The 22,764-nt window shown below is 70.1% G+C and carries 19 protein-coding genes; 14 read left to right on the forward strand and 5 right to left on the reverse strand.

Annotation, left to right across the window (positions count from 1 at the left end; translation table 11 throughout):
* Positions 1 to 2: 2 nt before the first annotated feature.
* Genes nuoH through K8U61_RS19910 form a run of 8 tightly spaced genes read left to right on the forward strand, consistent with a single transcriptional unit; the run spans position 3 to position 9,069 of the window.
* On the forward strand, positions 3 to 1,286 hold the full coding sequence (gene nuoH / locus K8U61_RS19875; protein WP_224124900.1) for an NADH-quinone oxidoreductase subunit NuoH: 1,284 nt from the start codon (positions 3 to 5) through the stop codon (positions 1,284 to 1,286).
* Positions 1,286 to 1,858, forward strand: coding sequence for an NADH-quinone oxidoreductase subunit NuoI (gene nuoI / locus K8U61_RS19880; protein ID WP_224124803.1), 573 nt, complete (start codon positions 1,286 to 1,288; stop codon positions 1,856 to 1,858). Before nuoH ends, nuoI begins: the two co-directional genes overlap by 1 nt.
* Positions 1,858 to 2,697 (forward strand): NADH-quinone oxidoreductase subunit J, encoded by an 840-nt coding sequence (locus K8U61_RS19885; protein WP_224124804.1) that lies wholly within the window; start codon positions 1,858 to 1,860, stop codon positions 2,695 to 2,697. Before nuoI ends, K8U61_RS19885 begins: the two co-directional genes overlap by 1 nt.
* Complete coding sequence (nuoK, locus tag K8U61_RS19890) at positions 2,694 to 2,993, forward strand: NADH-quinone oxidoreductase subunit NuoK (protein WP_224124805.1); 300 nt, start codon at positions 2,694 to 2,696, stop codon at positions 2,991 to 2,993. Before K8U61_RS19885 ends, nuoK begins: the two co-directional genes overlap by 4 nt.
* An 11-nt stretch (positions 2,994 to 3,004) precedes the next feature.
* Positions 3,005 to 4,936 (forward strand): NADH-quinone oxidoreductase subunit L, encoded by a 1,932-nt coding sequence (nuoL, locus tag K8U61_RS19895; protein ID WP_224124806.1) that lies wholly within the window; start codon positions 3,005 to 3,007, stop codon positions 4,934 to 4,936.
* Positions 4,933 to 6,462, forward strand: coding sequence for an NADH-quinone oxidoreductase subunit M (locus tag K8U61_RS19900; protein ID WP_224124807.1), 1,530 nt, complete (start codon positions 4,933 to 4,935; stop codon positions 6,460 to 6,462). Before nuoL ends, K8U61_RS19900 begins: the two co-directional genes overlap by 4 nt.
* Before the next feature lie 4 nt (positions 6,463 to 6,466).
* A complete protein-coding gene (gene nuoN, locus K8U61_RS19905; protein WP_224124808.1) occupies positions 6,467 to 8,068 on the forward strand; it encodes an NADH-quinone oxidoreductase subunit NuoN in 1,602 nt (533 codons plus the stop codon).
* Positions 8,065 to 9,069, forward strand: a complete 1,005-nt coding sequence (locus K8U61_RS19910) for a polyprenyl synthetase family protein (RefSeq protein WP_224124809.1) — start codon at positions 8,065 to 8,067, stop codon at positions 9,067 to 9,069. The genes nuoN and K8U61_RS19910 overlap by 4 nt, the downstream gene beginning before the upstream one ends.
* 98 nt (positions 9,070 to 9,167) lie before the next feature.
* Here the strand turns inward: K8U61_RS19910 and rarD are convergent, their stop codons facing one another.
* The 3 genes from rarD to K8U61_RS19925 all read right to left on the reverse strand — a co-directional run bounded on the left by rarD (position 9,168) and on the right by K8U61_RS19925 (position 13,244).
* Positions 9,168 to 10,079 carry an EamA family transporter RarD gene (gene rarD, locus K8U61_RS19915; RefSeq protein WP_224124810.1) on the reverse strand — a complete coding sequence of 304 codons (912 nt, stop codon included), beginning with the start codon at positions 10,077 to 10,079 and terminating at the stop codon, positions 9,168 to 9,170.
* Positions 10,080 to 10,224: 145 nt separating this feature from the next.
* Positions 10,225 to 11,292: a 2-oxoacid:ferredoxin oxidoreductase subunit beta gene (locus tag K8U61_RS19920; RefSeq protein ID WP_263427492.1), complete on the reverse strand. Its 1,068-nt coding sequence runs from the start codon at positions 11,290 to 11,292 to the stop codon at positions 10,225 to 10,227.
* Between the two features lie 14 nt (positions 11,293 to 11,306).
* On the reverse strand, positions 11,307 to 13,244 hold the full coding sequence (locus K8U61_RS19925; protein WP_224124812.1) for a 2-oxoacid:acceptor oxidoreductase subunit alpha: 1,938 nt from the start codon (positions 13,242 to 13,244) through the stop codon (positions 11,307 to 11,309).
* Between the two features lie 277 nt (positions 13,245 to 13,521).
* On the opposite strand from K8U61_RS19925, the gene K8U61_RS19930 reads away from it, so the two are divergent.
* From K8U61_RS19930 to K8U61_RS19945, 4 genes are all read left to right on the forward strand, one after another.
* Positions 13,522 to 14,550 (forward strand): sulfate ABC transporter substrate-binding protein, encoded by a 1,029-nt coding sequence (locus tag K8U61_RS19930; RefSeq protein WP_224124813.1) that lies wholly within the window; start codon positions 13,522 to 13,524, stop codon positions 14,548 to 14,550.
* Between the two features lie 104 nt (positions 14,551 to 14,654).
* Complete coding sequence (gene cysT, locus K8U61_RS19935; RefSeq protein WP_372454327.1) at positions 14,655 to 15,398, forward strand: sulfate ABC transporter permease subunit CysT; 744 nt, start codon at positions 14,655 to 14,657, stop codon at positions 15,396 to 15,398.
* Positions 15,391 to 16,224, forward strand: coding sequence for a sulfate ABC transporter permease (locus tag K8U61_RS19940; RefSeq protein WP_224124815.1), 834 nt, complete (start codon positions 15,391 to 15,393; stop codon positions 16,222 to 16,224). The genes cysT and K8U61_RS19940 overlap by 8 nt, the downstream gene beginning before the upstream one ends.
* On the forward strand, positions 16,221 to 17,198 hold the full coding sequence (locus tag K8U61_RS19945; RefSeq protein WP_224124816.1) for a sulfate/molybdate ABC transporter ATP-binding protein: 978 nt from the start codon (positions 16,221 to 16,223) through the stop codon (positions 17,196 to 17,198). The genes K8U61_RS19940 and K8U61_RS19945 overlap by 4 nt, the downstream gene beginning before the upstream one ends.
* Positions 17,199 to 17,223: 25 nt before the next feature.
* Here the strand turns inward: K8U61_RS19945 and K8U61_RS19950 are convergent, their stop codons facing one another.
* Both K8U61_RS19950 and K8U61_RS19955 read right to left on the reverse strand, forming a co-directional pair.
* Positions 17,224 to 18,231, reverse strand: coding sequence for a hypothetical protein (locus K8U61_RS19950; RefSeq protein ID WP_224124817.1), 1,008 nt, complete (start codon positions 18,229 to 18,231; stop codon positions 17,224 to 17,226).
* A gap of 20 nt (positions 18,232 to 18,251) precedes the next feature.
* On the reverse strand, positions 18,252 to 19,334 hold the full coding sequence (locus K8U61_RS19955; RefSeq protein WP_224124818.1) for an alpha/beta hydrolase: 1,083 nt from the start codon (positions 19,332 to 19,334) through the stop codon (positions 18,252 to 18,254).
* A gap of 114 nt (positions 19,335 to 19,448) precedes the next feature.
* On the opposite strand from K8U61_RS19955, the gene K8U61_RS19960 reads away from it, so the two are divergent.
* Together K8U61_RS19960 and K8U61_RS19965 are read left to right on the forward strand one after the other, a co-directional pair.
* Complete coding sequence (locus K8U61_RS19960; RefSeq protein WP_224124819.1) at positions 19,449 to 20,198, forward strand: ABC transporter ATP-binding protein; 750 nt, start codon at positions 19,449 to 19,451, stop codon at positions 20,196 to 20,198.
* A gap of 7 nt (positions 20,199 to 20,205) precedes the next feature.
* Positions 20,206 to 22,761: an ABC transporter permease gene (locus K8U61_RS19965; RefSeq protein ID WP_224124820.1), complete on the forward strand. Its 2,556-nt coding sequence runs from the start codon at positions 20,206 to 20,208 to the stop codon at positions 22,759 to 22,761.
* Positions 22,762 to 22,764 lie beyond the last annotated feature (3 nt).

A 22,764-nucleotide genomic window follows, 5' to 3' on the forward strand; every position in this document is an offset into this window, starting at 1 on the left:
CGATGGAGGCCGACGACCTCTCGGCCTTCGGCCACGACGTCTGGTGGATCATCCTCATCAAGTCGGTGCTGATCTTCCTGATCCTGGTGCTGCTGACGCTCTTCAACATCTGGTGGGAGCGCCGCGTCGTGGCCCGGATGCAGCACCGCATCGGCCCCAACGTGCACGGCCCCTTCGGCCTGCTCCAGTCGCTCGCCGACGGCGTGAAGCTGGCGCTGAAGGAGGACATCACCCCGACGGCGGCCGACAAGATCGTCTTCATCAGCGCGCCGATCATCTCGGCGACGACCGCCTTCATCACCTTCGCGGTGATCCCCTTCGGTCCGACGGTCAGCATGTTCGGCGAGCGCACACCCCTGCAGCTGACCGACATGCCCGTCGCCGTGCTCTTCGTGATGGCGATCGCCTCGATCGGCATCTACGGCATCGTGCTCGGCGGCTGGTCCAGCGGCTCGACGTACTCCCTGCTCGGCGGCCTGCGCTCCAGCGCCCAGATGATCTCCTACGAGGTCGCGATGGGCCTCGCACTCGTCGCGGTCTTCCTGTACGCCGGCTCCCTGTCGACCTCGGAGATCGTCGCGGCCCAGGGCGACCTGTGGTTCGGCCTGATCCTGATCCCGTCGTTCGTGATCTACGTGATCGCGATGGTCGGCGAGACCAACCGCGCGCCCTTCGACCTCCCCGAGGCCGAGGGCGAGCTGGTCGGCGGCTTCCACACCGAGTACAGCTCGCTGAAGTTCGCGCTGTTCTTCCTCGCCGAGTACATCAACATGGCGACCGTCTCCGCGCTGGCGACCACGCTCTTCCTCGGCGGCTGGCACGTGCCCTTCTGGATCGACCACGTGTGGGCCGGCGCCAACGAGGGCTACTGGCCGGTGCTGTGGTTCATGGGCAAGGTCCTCTTCTTCGTCTTCTTCTTCATCTGGCTCCGCGGCACGCTGCCCCGCCTGCGCTACGACCAGTTCATGCACTTCGGCTGGAAGCGCCTGATCCCGATCTCGCTGGTCTGGATCGTCGCGGTCGCCACCATCCGCGCGGTCTCGCTCGACGGCGGTGTCGACCGGAAGTACCTCTACATCGGCGCCGGTGTCCTCGCGGCGATCTTCCTGGTGCTCTTCTTCGTCGGCGAGAGGTCCGAGGAGGAGACCGAGGAGGTCTCGGGGGCGACCGCCTCCGGCGGCTTCCCGACCCCGCCGATGCCGGCGGGCGGCGCCGTACGCGGTGCGGCGCAGCCGCTCACCTTCGCCCGCTCGAGCTCCACCCCAGTCACAGGAGGCGACGCCTGATGGACGAGGAGTCCAAGAGTCTCAAGGAGCAGTTCTGGGACCCGATCGCCGGCTTCGGCGTGACGTTCCGGACCATGTTCAAGAAGGTCGTCACCGAGCAGTACCCCTTCGAGAAGATGCCGACCGCGCCCCGCTTCCACGGGCGGCACCAGCTCAACCGCTGGCCGGACGGCCTCGAGAAGTGCGTGGGCTGCGAGCTGTGCGCGTGGGCCTGCCCGGCCGACGCGATCTACGTCGAGGGCGCGTCCAACAGCGACGACCCCGACGGCGACGGCCGCTTCAGCCCCGGCGAGCGCTACGGCCGCGTCTACCAGATCAACTACCTGCGCTGCATCCTCTGCGGCCTGTGCATCGAGGCGTGCCCGACCCGGGCGCTCACGATGACCAACGAGTACGAGCTGGCCGACAACAACCGCGCCGACCTCATCTACGAGAAGTCCGACCTGCTCGCCCCGCTGCTCCCGGGCATGGAGCAGCCGCCGCACCCGATGCGGCTCGGCGACGACGAGGGCGCCTACTACCGCGGTGAGTACGCCGCTCCCGCGCCGACCGTGCGGGGAGGGGACGTCTGATGGTGGGCTTCTGGATCCTGGCGCCGATCATGGTGCTCTGCGCCCTCGGCATCCTCTTCGTCCGCAAGGCCGTCCACGCCGCGCTGCTCCTGGCGGTCGTGATGATCTGCCTGGCGTTCCTCTACGCCGGCCTCGACGCGCCGTTCCTCTTCGCGGTGCAGATCATCGTCTACACCGGCGCGATCCTGATGCTCTTCCTCTTCGTGCTGATGCTGGTCGGCGTCGACGCGTCCGACTCGCTCGTGGAGACGATCCGCGGGCAGCGGGTGGTCGCCACCATCGGCGGCGTCGGCCTGGGCATGGTGCTCGTGATCGGCCTCGGCCAGATCTCGCTCGGCACCGCCGTGGGCCTCGACGACGCCAACAGCGGCGGCAACATGCAGGCGATCGCCAACATCCTCTTCTCCCGCTACGTCTTCGGCTTCGAGGTCACCAGCGCCCTGCTGATCACCGCCGCCGTCGGCGCCATGGTCCTCGCCCACCGCGAGCGGCTGACGCCGAAGGACACCCAGCGGTCGCTGGCCGCCCAGCGGGTGCAGGACTTCAGCGAGAAGGGCACCCACCTCGGCCCGCTGCCGCCCCCGGGCGTCTACGCCCGCCACAACGCGGTCGACACCCCGGCGCTGCTGCCCGACGGGACCGCGGCCGAGTCCTCGGTGTCCCGGGTGCTCGCCGCCCGCGGCACGGTCCGCTCCGCGCCGGCCACCGCCGACGCCGTCGCCGAGATCGAGACCCAGCTGGGCTGGGCGCCGCACGCCGGCCGCGACGCCGCGCCGCCCGCGACGACGACCGAGGAAGCCCCCGCGACGGGTGGCCAGGAGACGGGAGGGCACGCATGAACATCACGGCGTACGTCGTCCTCTCCGCGATCCTCTTCACCATCGGCTGCGTCGGGGTGCTCACCCGCCGCAACGCGATCGTGGTCTTCATGTGCGTCGAGCTGATGCTCAACGCCTCCAACCTCGCGCTGGTCGCCTTCGCGAAGCAGCACGGCAACCTCGACGGTCAGGTCGCCGCGTTCTTCGTCATGGTGGTGGCCGCGGCCGAGGTCGTGGTCGGACTCGCGATCATCATGACCATCTTCCGGACCCGTCGCTCGGCCTCGGTCGACGACGCCAGCCTCCTCAAGTACTAGGAGCTGCGTAGATGTTTGCGTTCCACGAAGGCGGCGCCGTCCCGGTCGTCGACCCGACGTCCGCCGACGGGGTCTTCTCCCTGCTCTGGCTGGTGATCGCGCTGCCGCTCGCCGGCGCCGCGATCCTGCTGATCGGCGGGCGGCTGACCGACAAGTGGGGTCACCTGCTCGCGACGCTGCTGCCGATCGGCTCGTTCGGCATCGCGCTCGCGATGTTCGTCGGCGTCCTCGGCCGCGACGACAGCGACCGCCAGGTCAGCCAGCACCTCTACACCTGGTTCGAGACCGGCCACCTGAACGTCGGGATGGACCTGCTCTACGACCCGCTGTCGGCGCTCTTCCTGCTGCTGATCACCGGCGTCGGATCGCTGATCCACGTCTACTCGATCGGCTACATGGCGCACGACCCGCGCCGGCGCCGGTTCTTCGCCTACCTCAACCTGTTCCTCGCGGCGATGCTGATGCTGGTGCTGTCCGAGAACTACCTCGGGCTCTTCCTCGGCTGGGAGGGCGTCGGCCTCGCGTCCTACCTCCTGATCGGCTTCTGGCAGCACAAGCCGTCCGCGGCCGCCGCGGCCAAGAAGGCCTTCGTCATCAACCGGGTCGGTGACATGGGGCTCTCCCTGGCGATCATGCTCTTCTTCATCACCTTCGGCTCGACCAGCTTCACGGTGATCAGCGCCGGGGCGGGCGACGCCTCCGACACGACCGTCACGATCCTCGGCCTGCTGCTCCTCCTCGGTGCGTGCGGCAAGTCCGCCCAGTTCCCGCTCCAGGCCTGGCTCCTGGACGCGATGGAGGGCCCGACCCCGGTCTCCGCGCTCATCCACGCGGCGACGATGGTGACCGCCGGCGTCTACCTGATCGTCCGGTCCAACTTCATCTTCGAGCTCGCGCCGCACGCCCAGACCGTGGTCGTGGTGGTCGCGGTGATCTCGATCCTCTGGGGTGCCTGGATCGGCTGCGCGAAGGACGACATCAAGAAGGCCCTGGCCGGCTCCACGATGAGCCAGATCGGCTACATGATGCTCGGCGCCGGCCTCGGGGTCGCGGGCTACGCCTTCGCGATCTTCCACCTGCTGACGCACGGCTTCTTCAAGGCCAACATGTTCCTCGGCGCCGGCTCGGTCATGCACGGCATGGACGACGATGTCGACATGCGCCACTACGGCGCGGTCCGCAAGGCCATGCCGGTCACCTACCTGACCTTCGCGATGGGCTACCTCGCGATCATCGGCTTCCCGGGCTTCTCCGGCTTCTGGTCGAAGGACAAGATCATCGAGACCGCGCTCGCGGACAACTGGATCGTCGGCCTCTGCGCGCTGCTCGGCGCGGGCGTCACCGGCTTCTACATGACCCGCCTGATGCTGCTGACCTTCTTCACCGAGAAGCGCTGGGAGAAGGACGTGCACCCGCACGAGTCGCCCTCGGTCATGACCGTCCCGCTCATCGTGCTGGCGGCCCTGTCCGTGCTCGGCGGCGTGATGCTGGCGGGCGACTGGATCGTCGACTTCCTCTCCCCGGTCACCGGCGTCGCCCCGCACGAGGATCCTCCGATCCCGGCCCTCGCGGTGACGGTGATCGCCGTGGCCGTCGTCGCCGTCGGGGTCGCGCTCGCGTGGTTCCTCGTCGGCAAGCGCGACGTACCGCGCGAGGCTCCGCAGGACGTCTCGTGGGTCACCAAGGCCGGCCGCAACGAGGTCTACGGCAACCTGATCAACGACACGCTCGTGGTCAACCCGGGTCGGCACCTCACGACCGCCCTCATGGCCACCGACAAGTACGCCGTCGACGGCACGCTCACCGGCGGGCCGGTCGCGATCGGCGCGGTGGCGAGCGTCGCCCGGAGGCTGCAGAACGGCTACGTCCGCTCCTACGCCTTCTCCGTGCTCGCGGGCGGTCTCATCGTCCTCCTGGCCCTCCTGGTGGTGAACGCGGCATGAACGACTTCCCCTGGCTGACCGTGCTGATCGCGGTGCCGCTCGCCGGCGCCGTGCTCACCGCGCTCACGCCCCGCTTCGGCGCCGCCACCCTGTCCAAGCAGGTCGCGCTGCTGGTCTCCCTGGTCACCCTGGTCATCGGCATCCTGATCGCCACGCAGTACGACGCGGGCGACGGCATGCAGCTGACCGAGACCCACACCTGGATCAAGCCGCTGGGCGTCCACTACGCCCTCGGCGTCGACGGCCTCGGCCTGCTGATGATCCTGCTGACCGTCGCGCTGGTGCCGATCGTCTTCGTCGCCTCGTGGCACGAGGCCGACGACCGATCGCCGGCTGCGTTCTTCGCCTGGGCGCTCGCCCTCGAGGCGTTCGCGCTGTGCGTCTTCGCGGCGACCGACGTGTTCCTCTTCTACGTCGTCTTCGAGGCCACCCTGATCCCGGCCTACTTCCTCATCGGCGGCTTCGGTCGCGAGGGCCGGGCCTTCGCGGCGCTGAAGTTCCTCATGTACCAGCTCGGCGGCGGCCTCGTGCTGCTGGCCGCGGTCATCGGGCTCTACGTCGTCTCCTCCGACGCCGGCACCCCGTCGTACCTGCTCTCCGACCTGCAGCAGCTCGACATGAGCACCACCGCCGAGCGGTGGCTCTTCGTCGGCTTCATGGTCGCGTTCATCGTCAAGGCGCCGCTCTTCCCGCTGCACACCTGGCTGGCCGACACCACCGAGAAGGCCACGCCCGGCACGAGCGTGCTGCTGGTCTGCGTGCTGGACAAGATCGGCACCTTCGGGATGCTGCGCTTCTGCCTCGGCATGTTCCCCAACGCCTCGCAGTGGGCCACCCCCGTCGTGATCGTGCTCGCGCTGATCTCGATCGTGTACGGCGCGTTCCTCGCCATCGGCCAGGACGACATCCTGCGGCTGATCGGCCTGACGTCGCTGAGTCACTTCGGCTTCATCACGCTGGGCATCTTCGCGCTGACCACCCAGGGCGGGTCCGGCTCGATCCTCTACATGGTCAACCACGGCGTCGGCACCGCTGCGCTGTTCCTGCTCGCGGGCTACCTGATCCGGCGCAAGGGCACCTCGCTGATCAGCGAGATCACCGGTGTGGAGAGCCGGGCGCCCGTCCTCGCCGGCCTGTTCCTCGTGGCCGGTCTGGCCACGCTCGGCCTGCCCGGGCTGAGCCAGTTCGTCTCCGAGATCCTGGTGATGATCGCGGCCTTCGACTACCACTGGTGGGTCGGCGCGGTGGCGGTCACCGGCATCGTGCTGGCCGCGATCTACGTGCTCTGGCTCTACCAGCGCACCATGACCGGACCGTCCGTCCCGGGCGACGAGGGCATCCGCGACCTCGACCGGCGCGAGCTGGCCGCGGTCGTGCCGCTGGTGGCCGCGCTCGTGTTCTTCGGCTTCGTGCCGATGCCGATGCTGCACGCGGTCAACCCGACGGTCGAGTCGCTGCTCCAGCACGTCGGCGTGACCGACGACCCGCCGACCGTGCCTGCTGCCGAGACCGAGGAAGGTCACTGAGTCGATGGACTTCACCAAGCCCACCATCGAGTACGCCGACCTCTGGCCGATGCTCGTCGTCTACGGCGTCGCCTGCCTCGGCGTGCTGGTCGAGGCGTTCCTCCCGCGGGAGCGCCGCTTCGGCGTCCAGTCGCTGCTCGCCGGCGCCGGCCTCGTGGCCGCGCTGGTCGGCACCATCCTGGTCGGCCGCGACCTCGACGTCCTCGGCGACGGCGCGGCCCGCGGCACCATCGACGTCGAGGGCACCATCGCCATCGACGGCCCGGCGCTCTTCCTCTGGGGCATCATCCTGGTCTTCGCGATCGGCGGCGTGCTGCTCTTCGCGGAGCGTCGGCTCGAGGGCGGCGTCTCGTCGTTCGCCGGCCAGGCCGCCGCGCTGCCCGGCACCGAGGCCGAGCGCCAGGCCTCGACCCGCGGCCTCGAGCACACCGAGGTCTACCCGCTGCTGATGTTCGCGGTCGGCGGGATGATGCTCTTCCCGGCGGCGAACGACCTGCTCACCATGTTCGTGGCCCTCGAGGTCCTCTCGCTGCCGCTCTACCTGCTCTGCGGCCTCGCCCGCCGGCGTCGCCTGCTGAGCCAGGAGGCGGCGATGAAGTACTTCATGCTCGGCGCCTTCTCCTCCGGCTTCTTCATCTACGGCATCGCGCTGGTCTACGGCTTCGCGGGCTCGATGCAGTTCGCCGACATCAACGAGGCGGTCCGCAACGACCTCGGCAACGACGCGCTGCTGCTCATCGGCCTCGGCATGATGTCGGTCGGCCTGCTCTTCAAGGTCGGCGCGGCGCCGTTCCACCAGTGGACCCCGGACGTCTACCAGGGCGCCCCGACCGCGGTGACGGCGTTCATGGCCGCCGGCACCAAGATCGCGGCGTTCGGCGCCCTGCTGCGCCTCTTCTACGTCGCCTTCGGGTCGGACCGCTGGACCTGGCAGCCGATGCTCTGGGTGATCGCGATCCTCACCATGGTCGTCGGCGCCGTGCTCGCGGTCGTCCAGACCGACATGAAGCGGATGCTAGCCTACTCCTCGGTCGCCCACACCGGCTTCCTGCTCACCGGCGTCCTCGGCGTCCAGCAGGCCACCGAGCTCTCCGACGGTGAGATCACCTCGCTCCAGGCGGTGCTCTTCTACCTCACGACGTACGGCTTCGCGATGATCGGCGCGTTCGCCGTGGTGACGCTGGTCCGCGACTCGGGAGGCGAGGCGACCACGTTCGCGCGCTGGCAGGGTCTCGGCCGGCGCTCGCCGCTGGTGGCCGGCCTGTTCGCGTTCTTCCTGCTCTCCATGGCCGGCATCCCCCTCACCGCGGGCTTCGTGGGCAAGTGGGCGGTCTTCACGGTCGCCCTCTCGGCGGGCGCCTGGCCGGTGGTGATCGCGGCGATCCTGTGCAGCATCGTGGCGGTGTTCTTCTACGTCCGGGTGATCGTCCTGATGTTCTTCGTCGACGGTGACCCCGCCCCCGGTGGCGAGCTCGCGGTCGTGACCCGGCCCTCCGTGCTCACCTCGGCGACCATCGTCGTCGGGGTCGCGGCGACCCTCGTGCTCGGCGTCGTGCCCGGCCCGGTTCTCGACCTGGCGGGTCATGCTGGACAATTCCTCAGGTGACCACCGCAACTCCTGCCCTGGCGCTCCCCGTCACCGACGAGGCACTGGCCGCGCGACTGCGTGACCGCCTGGTCGTCGTCGAGGAGGCACTGGCCGGTCACGTGCGCACCGGCGCGCCCTTCGTGAACGAGACGGCCAGCCACCTGATGGAGGCCGGCGGCAAGCGCTTCCGGCCGCTGCTGGTGCTGCTGGCGGCCGAGGCGGGCGACCAGCCCGAGGCCGCGGAGGTCGTCACGGCGGCCTGCGTCGTCGAGCTGACCCACCTCGCCTCGCTCTACCACGACGACGTCATGGACGAGGCCGACCTGCGCCGTGGGGCGGTCACCGCCCACTCGCGCTGGGGCAACCACGTCGCGATCCTCACCGGCGACTTCCTCTTCTCGAAGTCCTCCGAGCTGACTGCCGAGCTCGGCCCCGATGCCGTGCGGATCCAGGCGCAGACCTTCACCCGCCTGGTCCAGGGCCAGATCCTCGAGACCGTCGCGCCGGGTCCGGGTGAGGACCCGCTCGCCCACTACCTCGAGGTCGTGGCCGGCAAGACCGGATCGCTGATCGCCACCTCCGCGCAGTACGGCGCCCGCTTCGGCGGCGCCAGCCGCGAGGTCGAGCAGGCGCTCACGGCGTACGGCGAGATCGTCGGCGCGGCCTTCCAGCTCTCCGACGACATCCTCGACATCGCCTCCGACTCCGGCGAGTCCGGCAAGACCCCCGGCACCGACCTGCGCGAGGGCGTGCCCACGCTCCCGGTCCTCATGGCCCGCGCCTCGACCGACCCGGCCGACGCCCGCCTCCACGAGCTCCTCGACGGCGACCTCACCGACGACGACCGCCACGCCGAGGCCCTCGACCTGCTGCGCAAGCACCCCGCCCTGGACGAGGCCCGCGCCTACGTCGTCGGTCAGGCCCAGGAGGCCAAGCAGCAGCTCGCCCCGGTCCCGGCCGGCCCGGTCCGCGACGCCCTCGAGGCCTTCGCCGACATCGTCGCCGTCCGCTCCGCCTAGCCAGTCGAGTCGTAGGTTCCGGACATGTGAGTCGTAGGTCCAGGACACGCGTCGCGTCAGGGACCTACGAATGAAGCGTCCCCAACCTCCGACTCGACCTAGATGGCGGTGGTGGCCTCGACGGTCAGCCGGAGCTGCCGGCGCCGGTGGGTGACCGCCTCGAAGGTGAAGAGGACCAGCGCGATCCAGACGAGCACGAAGCCGGCCCAGCGGCCGGCGGGCATGTCCTCGTGGTACCAGAGCACGCCGAGGGCGAACTGCAGGATCGGCGCGAGGTACTGCAGCAGGCCGAGGGTCACCATCGAGACCCGCGTCGCGGCGGCGCCGAAGCAGATGAGCGGTACGGCGGTGATCAGGCCGGTCGACATCATCAGCAGCACGTGCCCGACGCCTTCGCTGCCGAAGGTCGACCGCCCGGCCGCGGTGAGCCACACCAGGTAGCCGAGCGCGAACGGCGCGATGACGGCGGTCTCGAAGGCGAGGCTCTCGGTGGCGCCGACCGACGCGGTCTTCTTGCACAGCCCGTAGCTGCCGAACGACACGGCGAGCACGAGCGCGACGTACGGCAGCCGGCCGTAGTCGACGGTGATCACCACGACCGCGAGGGTCGCGATCCCCATCGCCAGCCACTGCAGCGGGCGCAGCCGCTCGCGCAGGATCAGCACGCCCATGAGGACCGTGACGAGCGGGTTGATGAAGTAGCCGAGCGAGGTCTCGACGACCCGGTCGTTGTTGACGCCCCAGATGTACGTCGCCCAGTTGACGCTGATCACCGCCGCCGCGACGGTCAGCAGCGTGCGGACCCGGCGGTCGGCGATGATCGCGCGCAGCTGCGGCCCGCGGCCGAGCGCCCAGACGATCACGATCATCGTCAGGAACGACCACACGACCCGGTGGGCCAGGATCTCCAGCGCGCCGGCGGGCTCGAGGAGCGGCCAGTAGAGCGGGAAAAGCCCCCACATGAAGTACGCCGCGGCGCCCAGCAGGAAACCGCGACGAGCATCTGGCACGGGTGCAGCCTAGGGGAGGCCGGTCCAGCCCGATGGCCTAGACCGGTGTTAGCGAACGGGGTGTATGGGTATGCAGCGGTCAGCCCGGAGGAATGGCCCCGTGCTCGGGCGGGGGCGCACCTCCGGGCCTACGTCTGTCCCGAGGTCAGACGATCGTCCAGGTGTCGCCGCCGCCGATGAGGGCGGCCAGGCGGTCCTGGCGCTCGCCGGGAGCCGCCTGCTGGGCCGAGGAGATCTGGCCGCGGGCGCCGTCGTCGTACGTCGGCCGCTCGACCTGGCGGAAGATGCCGATCGGCGACTGGTTGAGGTAGCCGGAGTCGGTCAGCCGGGAGATCGCGAACGCCGTGGTCGGGTCGGTGCGGTGCGCGTCGTGCACGAGGATCGCGTCCTCGCCCACGTCGGCGACCAGCGCGACCTTGACCCCGCCGGTCTCGCTGTCGCGGATCAGGCCCTTGGAGCCGTTGCCGAAGACGATGGGCTCGCCGTGGACCAGCGGGATGATCGCGTCGGCCTTGGTGTCGGGGTTCTTGATCGCGTCGAAGGCGCCGTCGTTGAAGATCGGGCAGTTCTGGTAGATCTCCACGAACGACGTGCCGCGGTGGGCGGCGGCCGCCGAGAGCACCGACGTGAGGTGCTTGCGGTCGGAGTCGATGGTCCGGGCGACGAACGACGCCTCGGCGCCCAGCGCCAGCGACACCGGGTTGAAGGGGTGGTCGAGTGAGCCCATCGGGGTCGACTTGGTGATCTTGCCGGCCTCGGAGGTGGGGGAGTACTGACCCTTGGTCAGGCCGTAGATCCGGTTGTTGAAGAGCAGGATCGTCATGTTCACGTTGCGGCGCAGCGCGTGGATCAGGTGGTTGCCACCGATCGAGAGCGCGTCGCCGTCGCCGGTGACGACCCAGACGGAGAGGTCCTCGCGGGCCGTGGCGATGCCGGTCGCGATCGACGGCGCGCGGCCGTGGATCGAGTGCATGCCGTAGGTGTCGAGGTAGTAGGGGAACCGCGACGAGCAGCCGATGCCGGAGACGAAGACGATGTTCTCCCGGCGCAGCCCGAGCTCGGGCAGGAAGCCCTGGACGGCCTTGAGCACGGCGTAGTCGCCGCAGCCGGGGCACCAGCGCACCTCCTGGTCGGAGGTGTACTCCTTGCCGGTCTGCGGCTGGTCGTTGGTCGGGACGAGCTCGACGCCGGAGCGGAGCCCGGGGAAGGGCAGTTCGGTGCTGGTGCTCACTGGGATGCCTCCTGGGCGGTGGCGGTCAGGTCGATCTCGACGCCCTCGGCCTCGCCGACGAGGCCGGCGATGGCCTCCGCGAGGGCGGCGGCCTTGATCGGCATGCCGTTGACCTGGTTGTAGCCGATCGCGTCGACGAGGTACTTGCCGCGCAGCAGCAGGCTGAGCTGGCCGAGGTTCATCTCGGGGCACAGCACCTTGTCGTAGCGCCGCAGGATCTCGCCGAGATCCTTCGGGAAGGGGTTGAGGTGGCGCAGGTGGACCGACGCCACGTTGAAGCCGGCCTTGCGGACGCGGCGTACGCCGGCGCCGATCGGGCCGTACGTCGAGCCCCAGCCGATGACGAGCACCTTCGCCTCGCCACTGGGGTCGTCGACCTCGAGCGGCGGCAGGGAGTCGGCGATCCGGTCGACCTTGGCCTGGCGGGTCCGGACCATGAAGTCGTGGTTGGCCGGGTCGTAGGAGATGTTGCCGGTGATGTCGGCCTTCTCGATGCCGCCGATGCGGTGCTCGAGGCCGGCGACGCCGGGTGGCGCCCACGGCCGCGCGAGGGTCTCGGGGTCCCGCGCGTAGGGCTGGAACACCTTCTTCTCCGGGTCCTTCGGGTCCTCGACCAGGTCCTCGGCGGTCGCGAAGCCGGGCTCGATGGCCGGCAGGTCGACGAGCTCGGGGATCCGCCAGGGCTCGGAGCCGTTGGCGAGGTAGCCGTCGGAGAGCAGCATCACCGGCGTGCGGTAGGTGATCGCGATCCGGCATGCCTCGAGCGCGGCGTCGAAGCAGTCGCCGGGCGACTGCGGCGCGACGATCGGCACCGGCGCCTCGCCGTTGCGGCCGTACATCGCCTGCAGCAGGTCGGCCTGCTCGGTCTTGGTCGGGAGGCCGGTCGAGGGGCCACCGCGCTGCACGTCGACGACGACGAGCGGCAGTTCGGTCATCACGGCCAGGCCGATCGCCTCGGACTTCAGCGCGATGCCCGGCCCGGAGGTCGTCGTGACGCCGAGCGAGCCGGCGAAGGAGGCGCCGATCGCGGCGCCGATGCCCGCGATCTCGTCCTCGGCCTGCAGCGTGGTGACGCCGAACGCCTTGTGCTTGCTGAGCTCGTGGAGGATGTCGGAGGCCGGGGTGATCGGGTAGGAGCCCAGGAAGACCGGGAGGCCCGACTGCACGCCGCCGGCGACCAGGCCGTAGGCCAGCGCCAGGTTGCCGGTGATGTTGCGGTAGGTGCCGGGCGCCATCGGGGCCGGCTTGATCTCGTACTGGACCACGAACGCCTCGGTGGTCTCGCCGAAGTTCCAGCCCGCCTTGAAGGCGGTGATGTTGGCGTCGCGGATGTCGGCGACCTTGGCGAAGCGCTTCTGCAGGAAGCTGATCGTCGGGTCGGTGGGCCGGCCGTACATCCAGGACAGCAGGCCCAGCGCGAACATGTTCTTCGCGCGGGCGGCGTCCTTGCGGGAGAGGCCGAACTCCTTGACCGCCTCGACGGTCATGCCGGTCAGGTCGACCGGCGTGACCTGGAACTCGCCCAGCGGGTCGTTGGCGTCGCCGAGCAGGTCGAGCGGGTTGACGTCGTAGCCGGCCTTGTCGAGGTTGCGCTTGGTGAAGTCGTGGGTGTCCACGATGATCGCCGCGCCCTTGGGCAGGTCGCCGAGGTTGGCCTTGAGCGCCGCCGGGTTCATCGCGACCAGCACGTCCGGGGCGTCGCCCGCGGTGAGGATGTCGTGGTCGGCGAAGTGGACCTGGAACGACGAGACGCCCGGCAGGGTGCCCTGGGGCGCCCGGATCTCGGCGGGGAAGTTCGGCAGCGTCATCAGGTCGTTGCCGAACACCGCTGACTCCGACGTGAACCGGTCGCCGGTGAGCTGCATGCCGTCACCGGAGTCACCCGCGAACCGGATGATCACCCGGTCGAGCTGCTTGACCTGCTTACCTGACACGGCGCGTGCCCACTTCCCTCGTGCGTGCGGATCGTACCCACGGTACGCGAAGATCTAGAACACGTTCCAGTTTCCCGCTCAGATCGTGCTCCGACTGACCACGATAGACCGCCGTACGCCGCTCCCAAGGGGATCTCTCCCAGTGGTCGGAACGAGGCGCGTGAGCCACAACACACCGAATCGAGTGTGTCCATAATGCGCATCAACTGGGTTAAGTCCAGTAGTCTCCTCGTCATTCACGAGAAACGCCTCGGTTGGGGGCGGGGAAGAGACGACGATGAACAAGACGATCAAGGTTGCGGTGGCGCTCTCGGCCGCCGGGGTGCTGGCCTTGACCGGGTGCGGCAGTGACTCTGGCTCCGGTAGCGACAGCGACTCGATCAACGTGGTGGGCTACTCCGTCCTGGAGCAGGCCAACACCGAGGTCATCAAGGCCTTCAACGACACCGACGCCGGCGACGGCGTCGACATCAAGGGCTCGTACGGCGCCTCCGGCGACCAGAGCCGTGCGGTCGAGGCCGGCCAGGACGCCGACGAGGTCCACCTCTCCCTCGAGCCCGACGTGACCCGACTCGTCGACGACGGCCTCGTGGACAAGGACTGGAAGGACAACGACACCGACGGCATCTGCACGCAGTCGATCGTCGTCATGGTCGTCCAGAAGGGGAACCCGAAGGGCATCGACAGCTGGGACGACCTCGCGAAGCCCGGCGTCGGCATCGTCACCCCGAACCCCGCCTCGTCGGGCTCGGCCAAGTGGAACCTCCTCGCGGCGTACGGCTCCGTGCTGGCCGACGGCGGCAGCGCCTCGGACGCGGAGGCCTACATGAAGTCCTTCTTCTCCAACGTCGTGGCGCTGCCGGACTCCGGTCGTGACGCCACCACCGCCTTCACCAGCGGCACCGGCGACGTGCTCCTCTCCTACGAGAACGAGGCGATCCTGGCCCGCCAGAGCGGCACCGACTTCGACTACGTCATCCCGGACTCGTCGATCCTGATCCAGAACCCCTGCGCGCTGACCAAGGACGCCCCGAAGGCGGCCGAGGACTTCATGGCCTTCCAGAAGTCCGAGGCGGGTCAGAAGCTGTACGCCGAGACCGGCTACCGCCCGCTCGTGGACGTGGGCGACGTCGAGGTGGACGGCGCGAACGACCCGTCGAACCCCTTCCCGGACCCGAAGAAGCTGCTCACCATCGACCAGGACTTCGGCGGCTGGAGCGAGGCCAACGACAAGTACTTCGGTGACGGCGAGGACGGCAACACCCTCGGCATCCTGACGAAGATCCAGGCGGAATCGGGCGCCTGATGGCCACCGCAACCCTTGCGGTCGACAGCCGATCGGCGCGGAGGCGCCGGTCGGCTTCGGCCGGTTCGTTGACAGCGGCGTCGAGCCTCGGGCTCGGCGTGGCCATGATCTGGTTCAGCCTGCTGGTCCTGATCCCGCTCGCCGCCATCGTCGTCAAGGCCACCGGTGGTGGCTGGTCGACGTTCGAGTCGGTGCTCACCAACGAGAACACCCGGGCAGCGCTGACGCTGACCGTGGTGTCGTCGCTGATCATCACCGCGATCAACATGGTGATGGGCACGATCATCGCGTGGGTGCTCGTCCGTGACCGGTTCTGGGGCAAGGCGCTCCTCGACCTGATCATCGACGTGCCGTTCGCGATGCCGACGATCGTCGCGGGCCTCACCCTGCTCTCGCTCTACGGTCCGCAGAGTCCGATCGGGGTCGAGATCAACGGCACCCGCTGGTCGGTGCTGCTGGCGATCGCGTTCGTCACGCTGCCCTTCGTCGTGCGCACGGTGCAGCCGGTGCTCGAGGAGCTCGAGACCGACGTCGAGGACGCCGCGGCGTCCCTCGGAGCGACCCGCTTCACGACGTTCCGCCGGGTGGTCCTGCCGGCGCTGGTCCCGGCGATCTTCGCCGGCGCCGCGCTGTCCTTCGCCCGCGGCATCAGCGAGTACGGCGCGCTCGTGCTGATCAGCGGCAACCTGCCGCGACGGACCGAGGTGGTCTCCGTGCGGCTGTTCTCGTTCCTCGAGGGCGGCAACACCCAGTCGGCGGCCGCGGTCGCCACGATCATGCTGCTCGTCGCGCTCCTCGCGATCGTGAGCCTCGACATCATCCAGCGACGGGTGGCCCGCCGTGGCTAGCCGGAGCGCGGCCGTCGGGAACAGCTCCCCGGTCGTGAAGTGGGTGCTGCGGCTGCTGGTCGTCGGCTACCTCCTGATGCTGGTCGCCTGGCCCACGGCGTACGTCGTCAAGCACACGTTCGCCGACGGCTTCACCGGGATCCAGGACGCCCTCGCCGACCCCGACGTGGTGCACGCGCTCAAGCTCACCGCGCAGATCGCGGTGATCTCGGTCGTCATCAACACGATCTTCGGCGTCGGCATGTCGCTGCTGCTCGTGCGGACGAGCTTCCTCGGCAAGCGGGCGCTCTCGGTGCTCATCGACCTGCCGCTGTCGGTCTCGCCGGTGGTCGTCGGTCTCGCGCTGGTGCTCGTCTACAACGGCCGGTTCGGCTGGTTCGGGCCGTGGCTCGAGGACCACGGGCTCCAGATCATCTTCGCCCGGCCCGGCATGATCATGGCGACCTGCTTCGTGATCCTGCCGCTGGTGATCCGCGAGGTCGTGCCGGTGCTCGAGGAGCTCGGCGACGACCAGGAGCAGGCGGCGCGCAGCCTCGGCGCCAACGCCCGCCAGACCTTCCTGCGGATCACCCTGCCCGGCATCAAGTGGGCGGTCGTGTACGGCGTCGTGCTGAGCCTGGCGCGCGCCCTCGGTGAGTTCGGCGCGGTCAAGGTGGTGGCCGGCAACGTCGGCGGCCAGACCCAGGTCGCGACCGTCCTCGTCCAGCAGAAGTACCAGAACTTCCAGCAGGAGACGGCGTACTCCGTGGCCTTCATGCTCGTCTTCGCGGCGGTGCTGTGCCTGATCGTCGTCGCCCTGCTGCGTCCCAAGGAGCACCAGTCATGAGTATCGAGATCAAGGGCGTCAACAAGTCGTTCGGCGACTTCGTGGCGCTGGACGACGTGAACGTCTCGCTGCCCACCGGGCAGCTCACCGCGCTGCTGGGTCCCTCCGGCGGCGGCAAGTCGACGCTGCTGCGGATCATCGCCGGGCTCGACTCGGCCGACAGCGGCACCGTCACCATCGAGGGCACCGAGGCGACCCACCTGCCCCCGCAGAAGCGCAACGTGGGCTTCGTCTTCCAGCACTACGCGGTCTTCAAGCACATGACCGTGGCGAAGAACGTCGCGTTCGGGCTGGAGATCCGCAAGCGGCCCAAGGCCGAGGTCGCGGAGAAGGTCGACGAGCTGCTCCGCCTCGTGCACCTCCAGCAGTTCGCTCACCGGCTGCCCTCGCAGCTCTCGGGTGGCCAGCGGCAGCGCATGGCGCTGGCGCGGGCGCTGGCGGTGGAGCCGACGGTGCTGCTGCTCGACGAGCCGTTCGGCGCGCTCGACGCGAAGGTCCGCAAGGAGCTGCGCGACTGGCTGCGCCGGCTGCACGACGAGGTGCACGTGACCACCGTGTTCGTGACCCACGACCAGGAGGAGGCCATGGAGGTCGCCGACGAGATCGTGGTCATCAACAACGGCCGGGTCGAGCAGGTCGGCACCCCCGACCAGCTCTACGACGAGCCGGCGAACGACTTCGTGATGGGCTTCCTGGGCGAGACCACCAAGCTCGGGGGGACCGTCCTGCGCCCGCACGACGTCCACCTGTCGCTGAGGCCGCAGGTCCCCGGCGCGCACGAGGGCACCGTCGCCCGCGTGCTCCGGGTCGGCTTCGAGGTCCGCGTCTTCGTCCTCACCGACGACGGCGACGAGGTCACCGTGACGCTCACCCGTACCCAGGCGCGCCAGCTGGGCCTCGAGCAGGACACCCGGGTCTGGGTCAGCGCCGTCGCCGGCGCGACCACGGTCGACCCGGTGGCCGCGGTCGTCTGACCGTCGTCTGACCGTCGGCTGACCCTCAGTCGGCCGGCAGGAGGCGGACGGAGTCGACGAACCGTCGTACGACGTCCGCCTCCCGCCGCCACTGGCCGGGCGTGGCGCTCCAGGTGACCTGGACGCCGCGCCCCGCCACGGTGACCGCCCGCCAGGTGCCCGCGGGCTCACCGAGCTCACCCGCCTCGTCGCGGGTCCACCGCCAGGTGAGGCGATCGCCGGCGAGGTGCACGCCGCTGACGTGCCCGCGACCCCGCAGCGAGGCCGCGATCTCGGGGAGGGTCCGCGCGGGCGCCGGCACGACCTGGGCGTACCGCTGCAGCGACGCGCGGCCCGGCTGCAGGTAGAGGTGGCAGCCCGGCCCGCTGGAGTCGATCGACTCGGTCCGCGGGATCGGCGGTCGGAAGGTCGCGGTGCGACCGTGCGCCGTGCAGGTGCTGGTGTCGCTGCGGACCAGCGCCAGGCCGGCGCGGACCGCGTCGAGCTCGGCGAGGCGCGGGTCCTTGCGGTGCGGGGTCGTCCAGTGGACGCGTACGCCGCGGGCCTGCAGCACCCGCTCGTCGAGGTCCTGGCCGTCGCAGTAGCAGTACCACTCGAGCCGCTCGCCGTGGTGCGACCCGAAGACCGGGACGTCCTCGTCGTACGCGATGTCGCTGACGGAGTCGTCGCCGCCGACGTCCTCGTCGGGGTCGAGGTCGCGCTCCTTGACGCTCGCGAGCGACTCCATCGGCCCGAACGACACCGTCAGCTCACGGCCGAAGCCGTCCCCGCTGAAGTCGCAGGTGCCGCCGTCGCGGGTGCCGGGCCCGAACTCCGCCGGCAGCGCGAAGCGGACCGCCATCCCGGTGCCGTGCTGCGAGCGCAGGTCGGAGCACTGGACGACGGTGGCGCCGTCCGGCGTCGTCGGATCGGCGGCCCGGAAGGGCTGCGGCTGCTGCTCGACTCCGGGCCCGGTGCCGGCCTCGCTCCCGCCGTCGCCGGTGCACGCCGCCGTCAGCAGCACGGCGGCGAGGAGAAGTGCCCGAGCATCCACCGGGCCAGCATGACCGACGATCAGGCGCGCGGCCGGTACACCCGCACCGTGGTCGACACGTGCTCGAGGCGCACCGTGTGCGACCCGTCCTGCTGGAGGTAGGCGCGCACCTTCGGCGGGTCGAGGAAGGTCGCCTTCAGATGGTCGCCGACGACGCGCGCGAGCCACCGCTGCTGCTCACCCGGGCGCGGACGTCGATCGCGGGCGCAGCCCGGCTCCGACGCCGTGGCGTCGTCGTGGTGCAGCGCGACCACGGTCCGGTTGAACCAGTTGTGGTTGGCACGCCGCGCTGTCAGCAGCACCATGGGCGTGGTGCGCTGGTCCGCGCGGGACCGCTCGACGTACGTCGCCCCGGTGTCGCCGGTGTCGCCGTCGCAGGTGCCGACGGTGACGGTCGTCGGGATGTCGGGCAGGTGCCAGCCGCCGTCGTACGGCGCGGCGAGGAAGAGCGACCGGACCTCGGGGTGGCTCTTGGCCCAGCGCACGCTGTTGAAGCCACCACGCGAGTGACCGACGAGCGCGATGCGCTGGGTGTCGACCTTGCCGGTGAGGTCGACTCCGAACTGGTCGGCCGGCGCGGTCCCGTCGGAGCTGGCCTGGAGCTCCTGCAGGATCGTCGAGACGATGTCGGAGTAGCGCCGCCGCTCGTTGAGCTCCCCCCACCCGAACGTGTACGCCGCGTTGACGTCGGGTGCGACGGCGACGACGCCGAGCTGCGCGAGCCGACGGCCGAGGTAACCCAGCCCGAGGTCGTTGCGCTGCTCGCGCTGCCAGCACGGCCACTCGGTCGCGAGGTCGATCTCCCGGCAGCCGTCACCGTGTGCGCCGTGGCTGATGACCACGACCGGGTAGGGGCCCGGTCCCGTCGGCACCGAGATGGATCCCCAGAGCCGGATCGGCACCTTCGCGAACGCGCCCTCGCCGGCCTGGTCGAAGTGGCGGACGCCCAGGTCGTAGTCGGCCGTGGTCACCGCGACCGTGGCCCATCGAGCCGCGGTGGTCGGCCGCGGCGCCGCCGCGCTCGGTGCGAGGGCCGGGCCGAGCGTGACGACGGCGACGAGGCTTGCGACGAGGGTCGCGACGGCGTGGGCTCGGGCGCGCATGCGTCCAGCATCGCCCGGGGCGACCGCTCGGATGGTCGTACTTCTCGGGTGAACCGGGGGCCCGGGAAGGGACCTAGCCTCGGGAGCACTCGTCCCCGATCCGTGGAGGATCCGATGCCGTCAGCGTCCGCCCCGCCCGTCTCGACGGCAGCCCGAGCCGTCGACGCACGCAAGACGTACGGCGCGGGGGAGGCGGCCGTCCACGCGCTCGCGGGCGTCACGGTGTCGTTCCCCGAGCGTGAGTTCACCGCGATCATGGGGCCGTCGGGCTCGGGGAAGAGCACGCTGATGCAGTGCGTCGCCGGGCTGGACCGACTGACCTCGGGGTCGGCCTACATCGGCGACACCGACATCTCGCAGCTGAACAAGACGCAACTCACGCTGCTGCGGCGGGACCGGCTCGGCTTCATCTTCCAGCAGTACAACCTGATCCCGTCGCTGACGGCGCGGGAGAACATCCTGCTGCCGATGACGCTGGCGGGGACCAGGCCGGATCCCGAGTGGTTCGACACCATCGTGCGCACGGTCGGCATGGGGGATCGTCTGGGCAACCTGCCCAGCGAGCTGTCCGGCGGCCAGCAGCAGCGGGTGGCGGTCGCGCGGGCGCTGGTGCCCAGGCCCGACATCGTCTTCGCCGACGAGCCGACCGGTGCCCTCGACTCCCGCACCGGCATCGAGATCCTCAGCTTCATGCGCCGGGCCGTCGACGAGACCGGCCAGACGATCGTGATGGTGACCCACGACCCGCACGCCGCGTCGTACGCCAACACGGTCCTGTTCCTGGAGGACGGGCAGATCGTCGACTCGATGGAGGCCCCGACCGCCGACCGGGTGCTGGACCGGATGAAGCGGTTCGAGGGCTGAGGCCCCGATGCTGAGGCTCGTCCTGAGCAGCGTCCGGCACAACGCCGGGCGCTACCTGGCGACGCTGGTCGCGATCGTCACCGGCGTCGGCTTCTACACCGCCGTCGGGTTCATCTCCGACCGCGTCATCGACTCCCTCGAGGGCAACGTCGACGCGCAGTACGGCAACGTCGACGTCGCCGTCATCCCCGAGGACCCGACCACCGCCGAGGGTGCCGCCCACGACCCCGCCGAGCTGCGGATCTCGCAGGACTCCGTCGACCGGCTGCTGGCGCTCCCCGGCATCGAGGGGGGCGCCGGCATCCTCACCGGGTCGGTCGCCTTCCTCGGCGACGACGGTCGGGCCTTCGCGACGGGTGCGACGGGTCGGCTGTGGGTGACCGACCCGGACCTCGACCCCCTGCAGGTCGACTCGGGTGAGGCGCCGACCCGCTCGGGGCAGATCGCGGTTGATCGCGGCCTCGCCGACGACGAGGGACTCGAGGTCGGCGACGACGTCACGCTGCTCACCCTGGCCGGCAAGGAGCCGGCGACGATCGTGGGCATCACGTCCTTCGGCGACAGCGACGCCCTCGACGACGGCGGCACGGTGTCGATCTCCGAGGCCGACGCGTTCGACTGGCTCAACTCCGGCCAGCACGAGTACGAGACCTACTACCTCCGCGGCTCCGGTGACCAGCAGGACCTCGTCGACGAGGCTGACGCCGTCGTGCCCTCGGGCTTCCGGGCTCAGACCGGCGACGACTTCCGTGACGACCAGCGCGAGACGGCCGGTACCTTCGGCAACACCCTGAAGAAGGGGCTCCAGGCCTTCGCGATCCTCGCGCTCCTGGTCGGTGGCTTCGTCATCTACAACACATTCAGCGTCATCGTCGCCCAGCGGCTCCGCGAGCTCGCGGTGCTGGCCGCCATCGGGGCGACGCCCCGACAGCTCAAGCGGTCGTTGCGCCTCGAGGGTCTGGCGATCGGGGTCGTCGGCTCGGTGCTCGGGGTCGTGGCCGGCTTCGTGCTCACCCTGCTGCTCGACCTGGTGCTCCGCGTCACCGGCAACTCGCTGCCCGGGAGCGGCACCACGATCGGCGTCGCCAACGTGGTCGGCGGGCTGGTGCTCGGCACCGTCATCACCGTGCTCTCGGTGATGATCCCTGCCCGCCGGGCGGCCCGGACCGAGCCCATCGAGGCGATGCGGGACGCCGCGGTCGAGTCGAACCGGCTGGGCCGCACCCGCGGCCTGATCTGCCTGGCGCTCGTGGTGCTCGGGCTCGCCGCGACCCTGGTCGGCACGGGGATCGCGACCATCGGCCTCGGCCTGCTCGCCTTCATGGCCGGCGTGTTCGTCGGGGCGCCGTACATCGCGAAGGGCGGAGCCCGACTGTCCCGCCCCCTGCTCGAGCGTGTCGGGATGGAGGGCCGGCTGGCCGTCGACAACTCGATCCGCAACCCCAAGCGCACCGCGACGACCGCCAACGCCCTGCTCATCGGCGTCTTCCTCGTGACCCTGGTCGCGGTGGCCGGCAACAGCATGAAGGACTTCGCCGTCGGCGAGGTCAACAAGCTGCAGTCCGCCGACTACCTGGTCACCAGCACCGGTGGCACCATCGACCCGACCTTCGTCTCGAAGCTGGAGCAGGTGCCCGACGTCAGCCGGGTGGCGCCCTTCCGGCGGGAGCCCGTCACCATCGACGGCGAGGCGACCGTCGTGTCCAGCGGCGACCTCGGCGACCTGACCGCGGTCGCCAACGTGCGAGCGTCAGCCGGCAGCCTGGACGACCTCGGACCGGGGAAGATCGCCGTCCTCGACACCCGTCCCGAGGCGCAGGGCAGTGCCGTCGAGCTCAGTACCGGGTCGGTGCAGGACCAGCACGTCGACGTCGGCTCCACGGTGGCGCTCGAGGACAACCGGGGTCACCAGCAGGACTTCACCGTCGTCGCCCTCATCGAGCCCAGCCTCGACTCGGTCCAGGTCGGCTCGCTCCTCGACCCCGACACCTTCGACTCGCTCTTCGGTCAGGTCGCACCGACGGTCGCCTTCCTCGACGTCGACTCCGGGGCTCAGTCGGAGACCAAGGACGCGATCAACGACCTCGCCGACCTCCGCCCCGACATCACGGTCCAGGAGGGCAACGCGATCGGGCAGCTGATCGGGACGATCTTCGACTTCCTCATCAAGGCCGTCACCGGCCTGCTGCTCATGAGCGTCGTGATCGCCCTGATCGGCATCATCAACACCATGTCGCTCTCGATCCTGGAGCGGCGTCGCGAGCTGGGGCTGCTGCGGATCATCGGGATGACCGACAACCGGGTACGCCGCATGGTCACGCTGGAGTCGGCCCTCATCGCGTTCCTCGGGACGCTGAGCGGCCTGATCTCCGGCCTCGTCGTCGCGCTCGCGCTCGTGCTGTCGATCAACCGCCTGAGCGAGGCGACGATCTCGCCCAGCGTCCCCTACCTCGAGCTGGTCGGCATCCTGGTGCTGGGCGTGGCGCTCGGTGTCCTGGCCGCGCTCGTCCCGGCCCGCCGCTCGACCAGGCTCCCCGTGCTCGACGCGATCGCCGCCGGCTAGAGG

Source organism: Nocardioides mangrovi (assembly GCF_020073815.1).
In the GTDB taxonomy this organism is placed as follows: domain Bacteria; phylum Actinomycetota; class Actinomycetes; order Propionibacteriales; family Nocardioidaceae; genus Nocardioides; species Nocardioides mangrovi.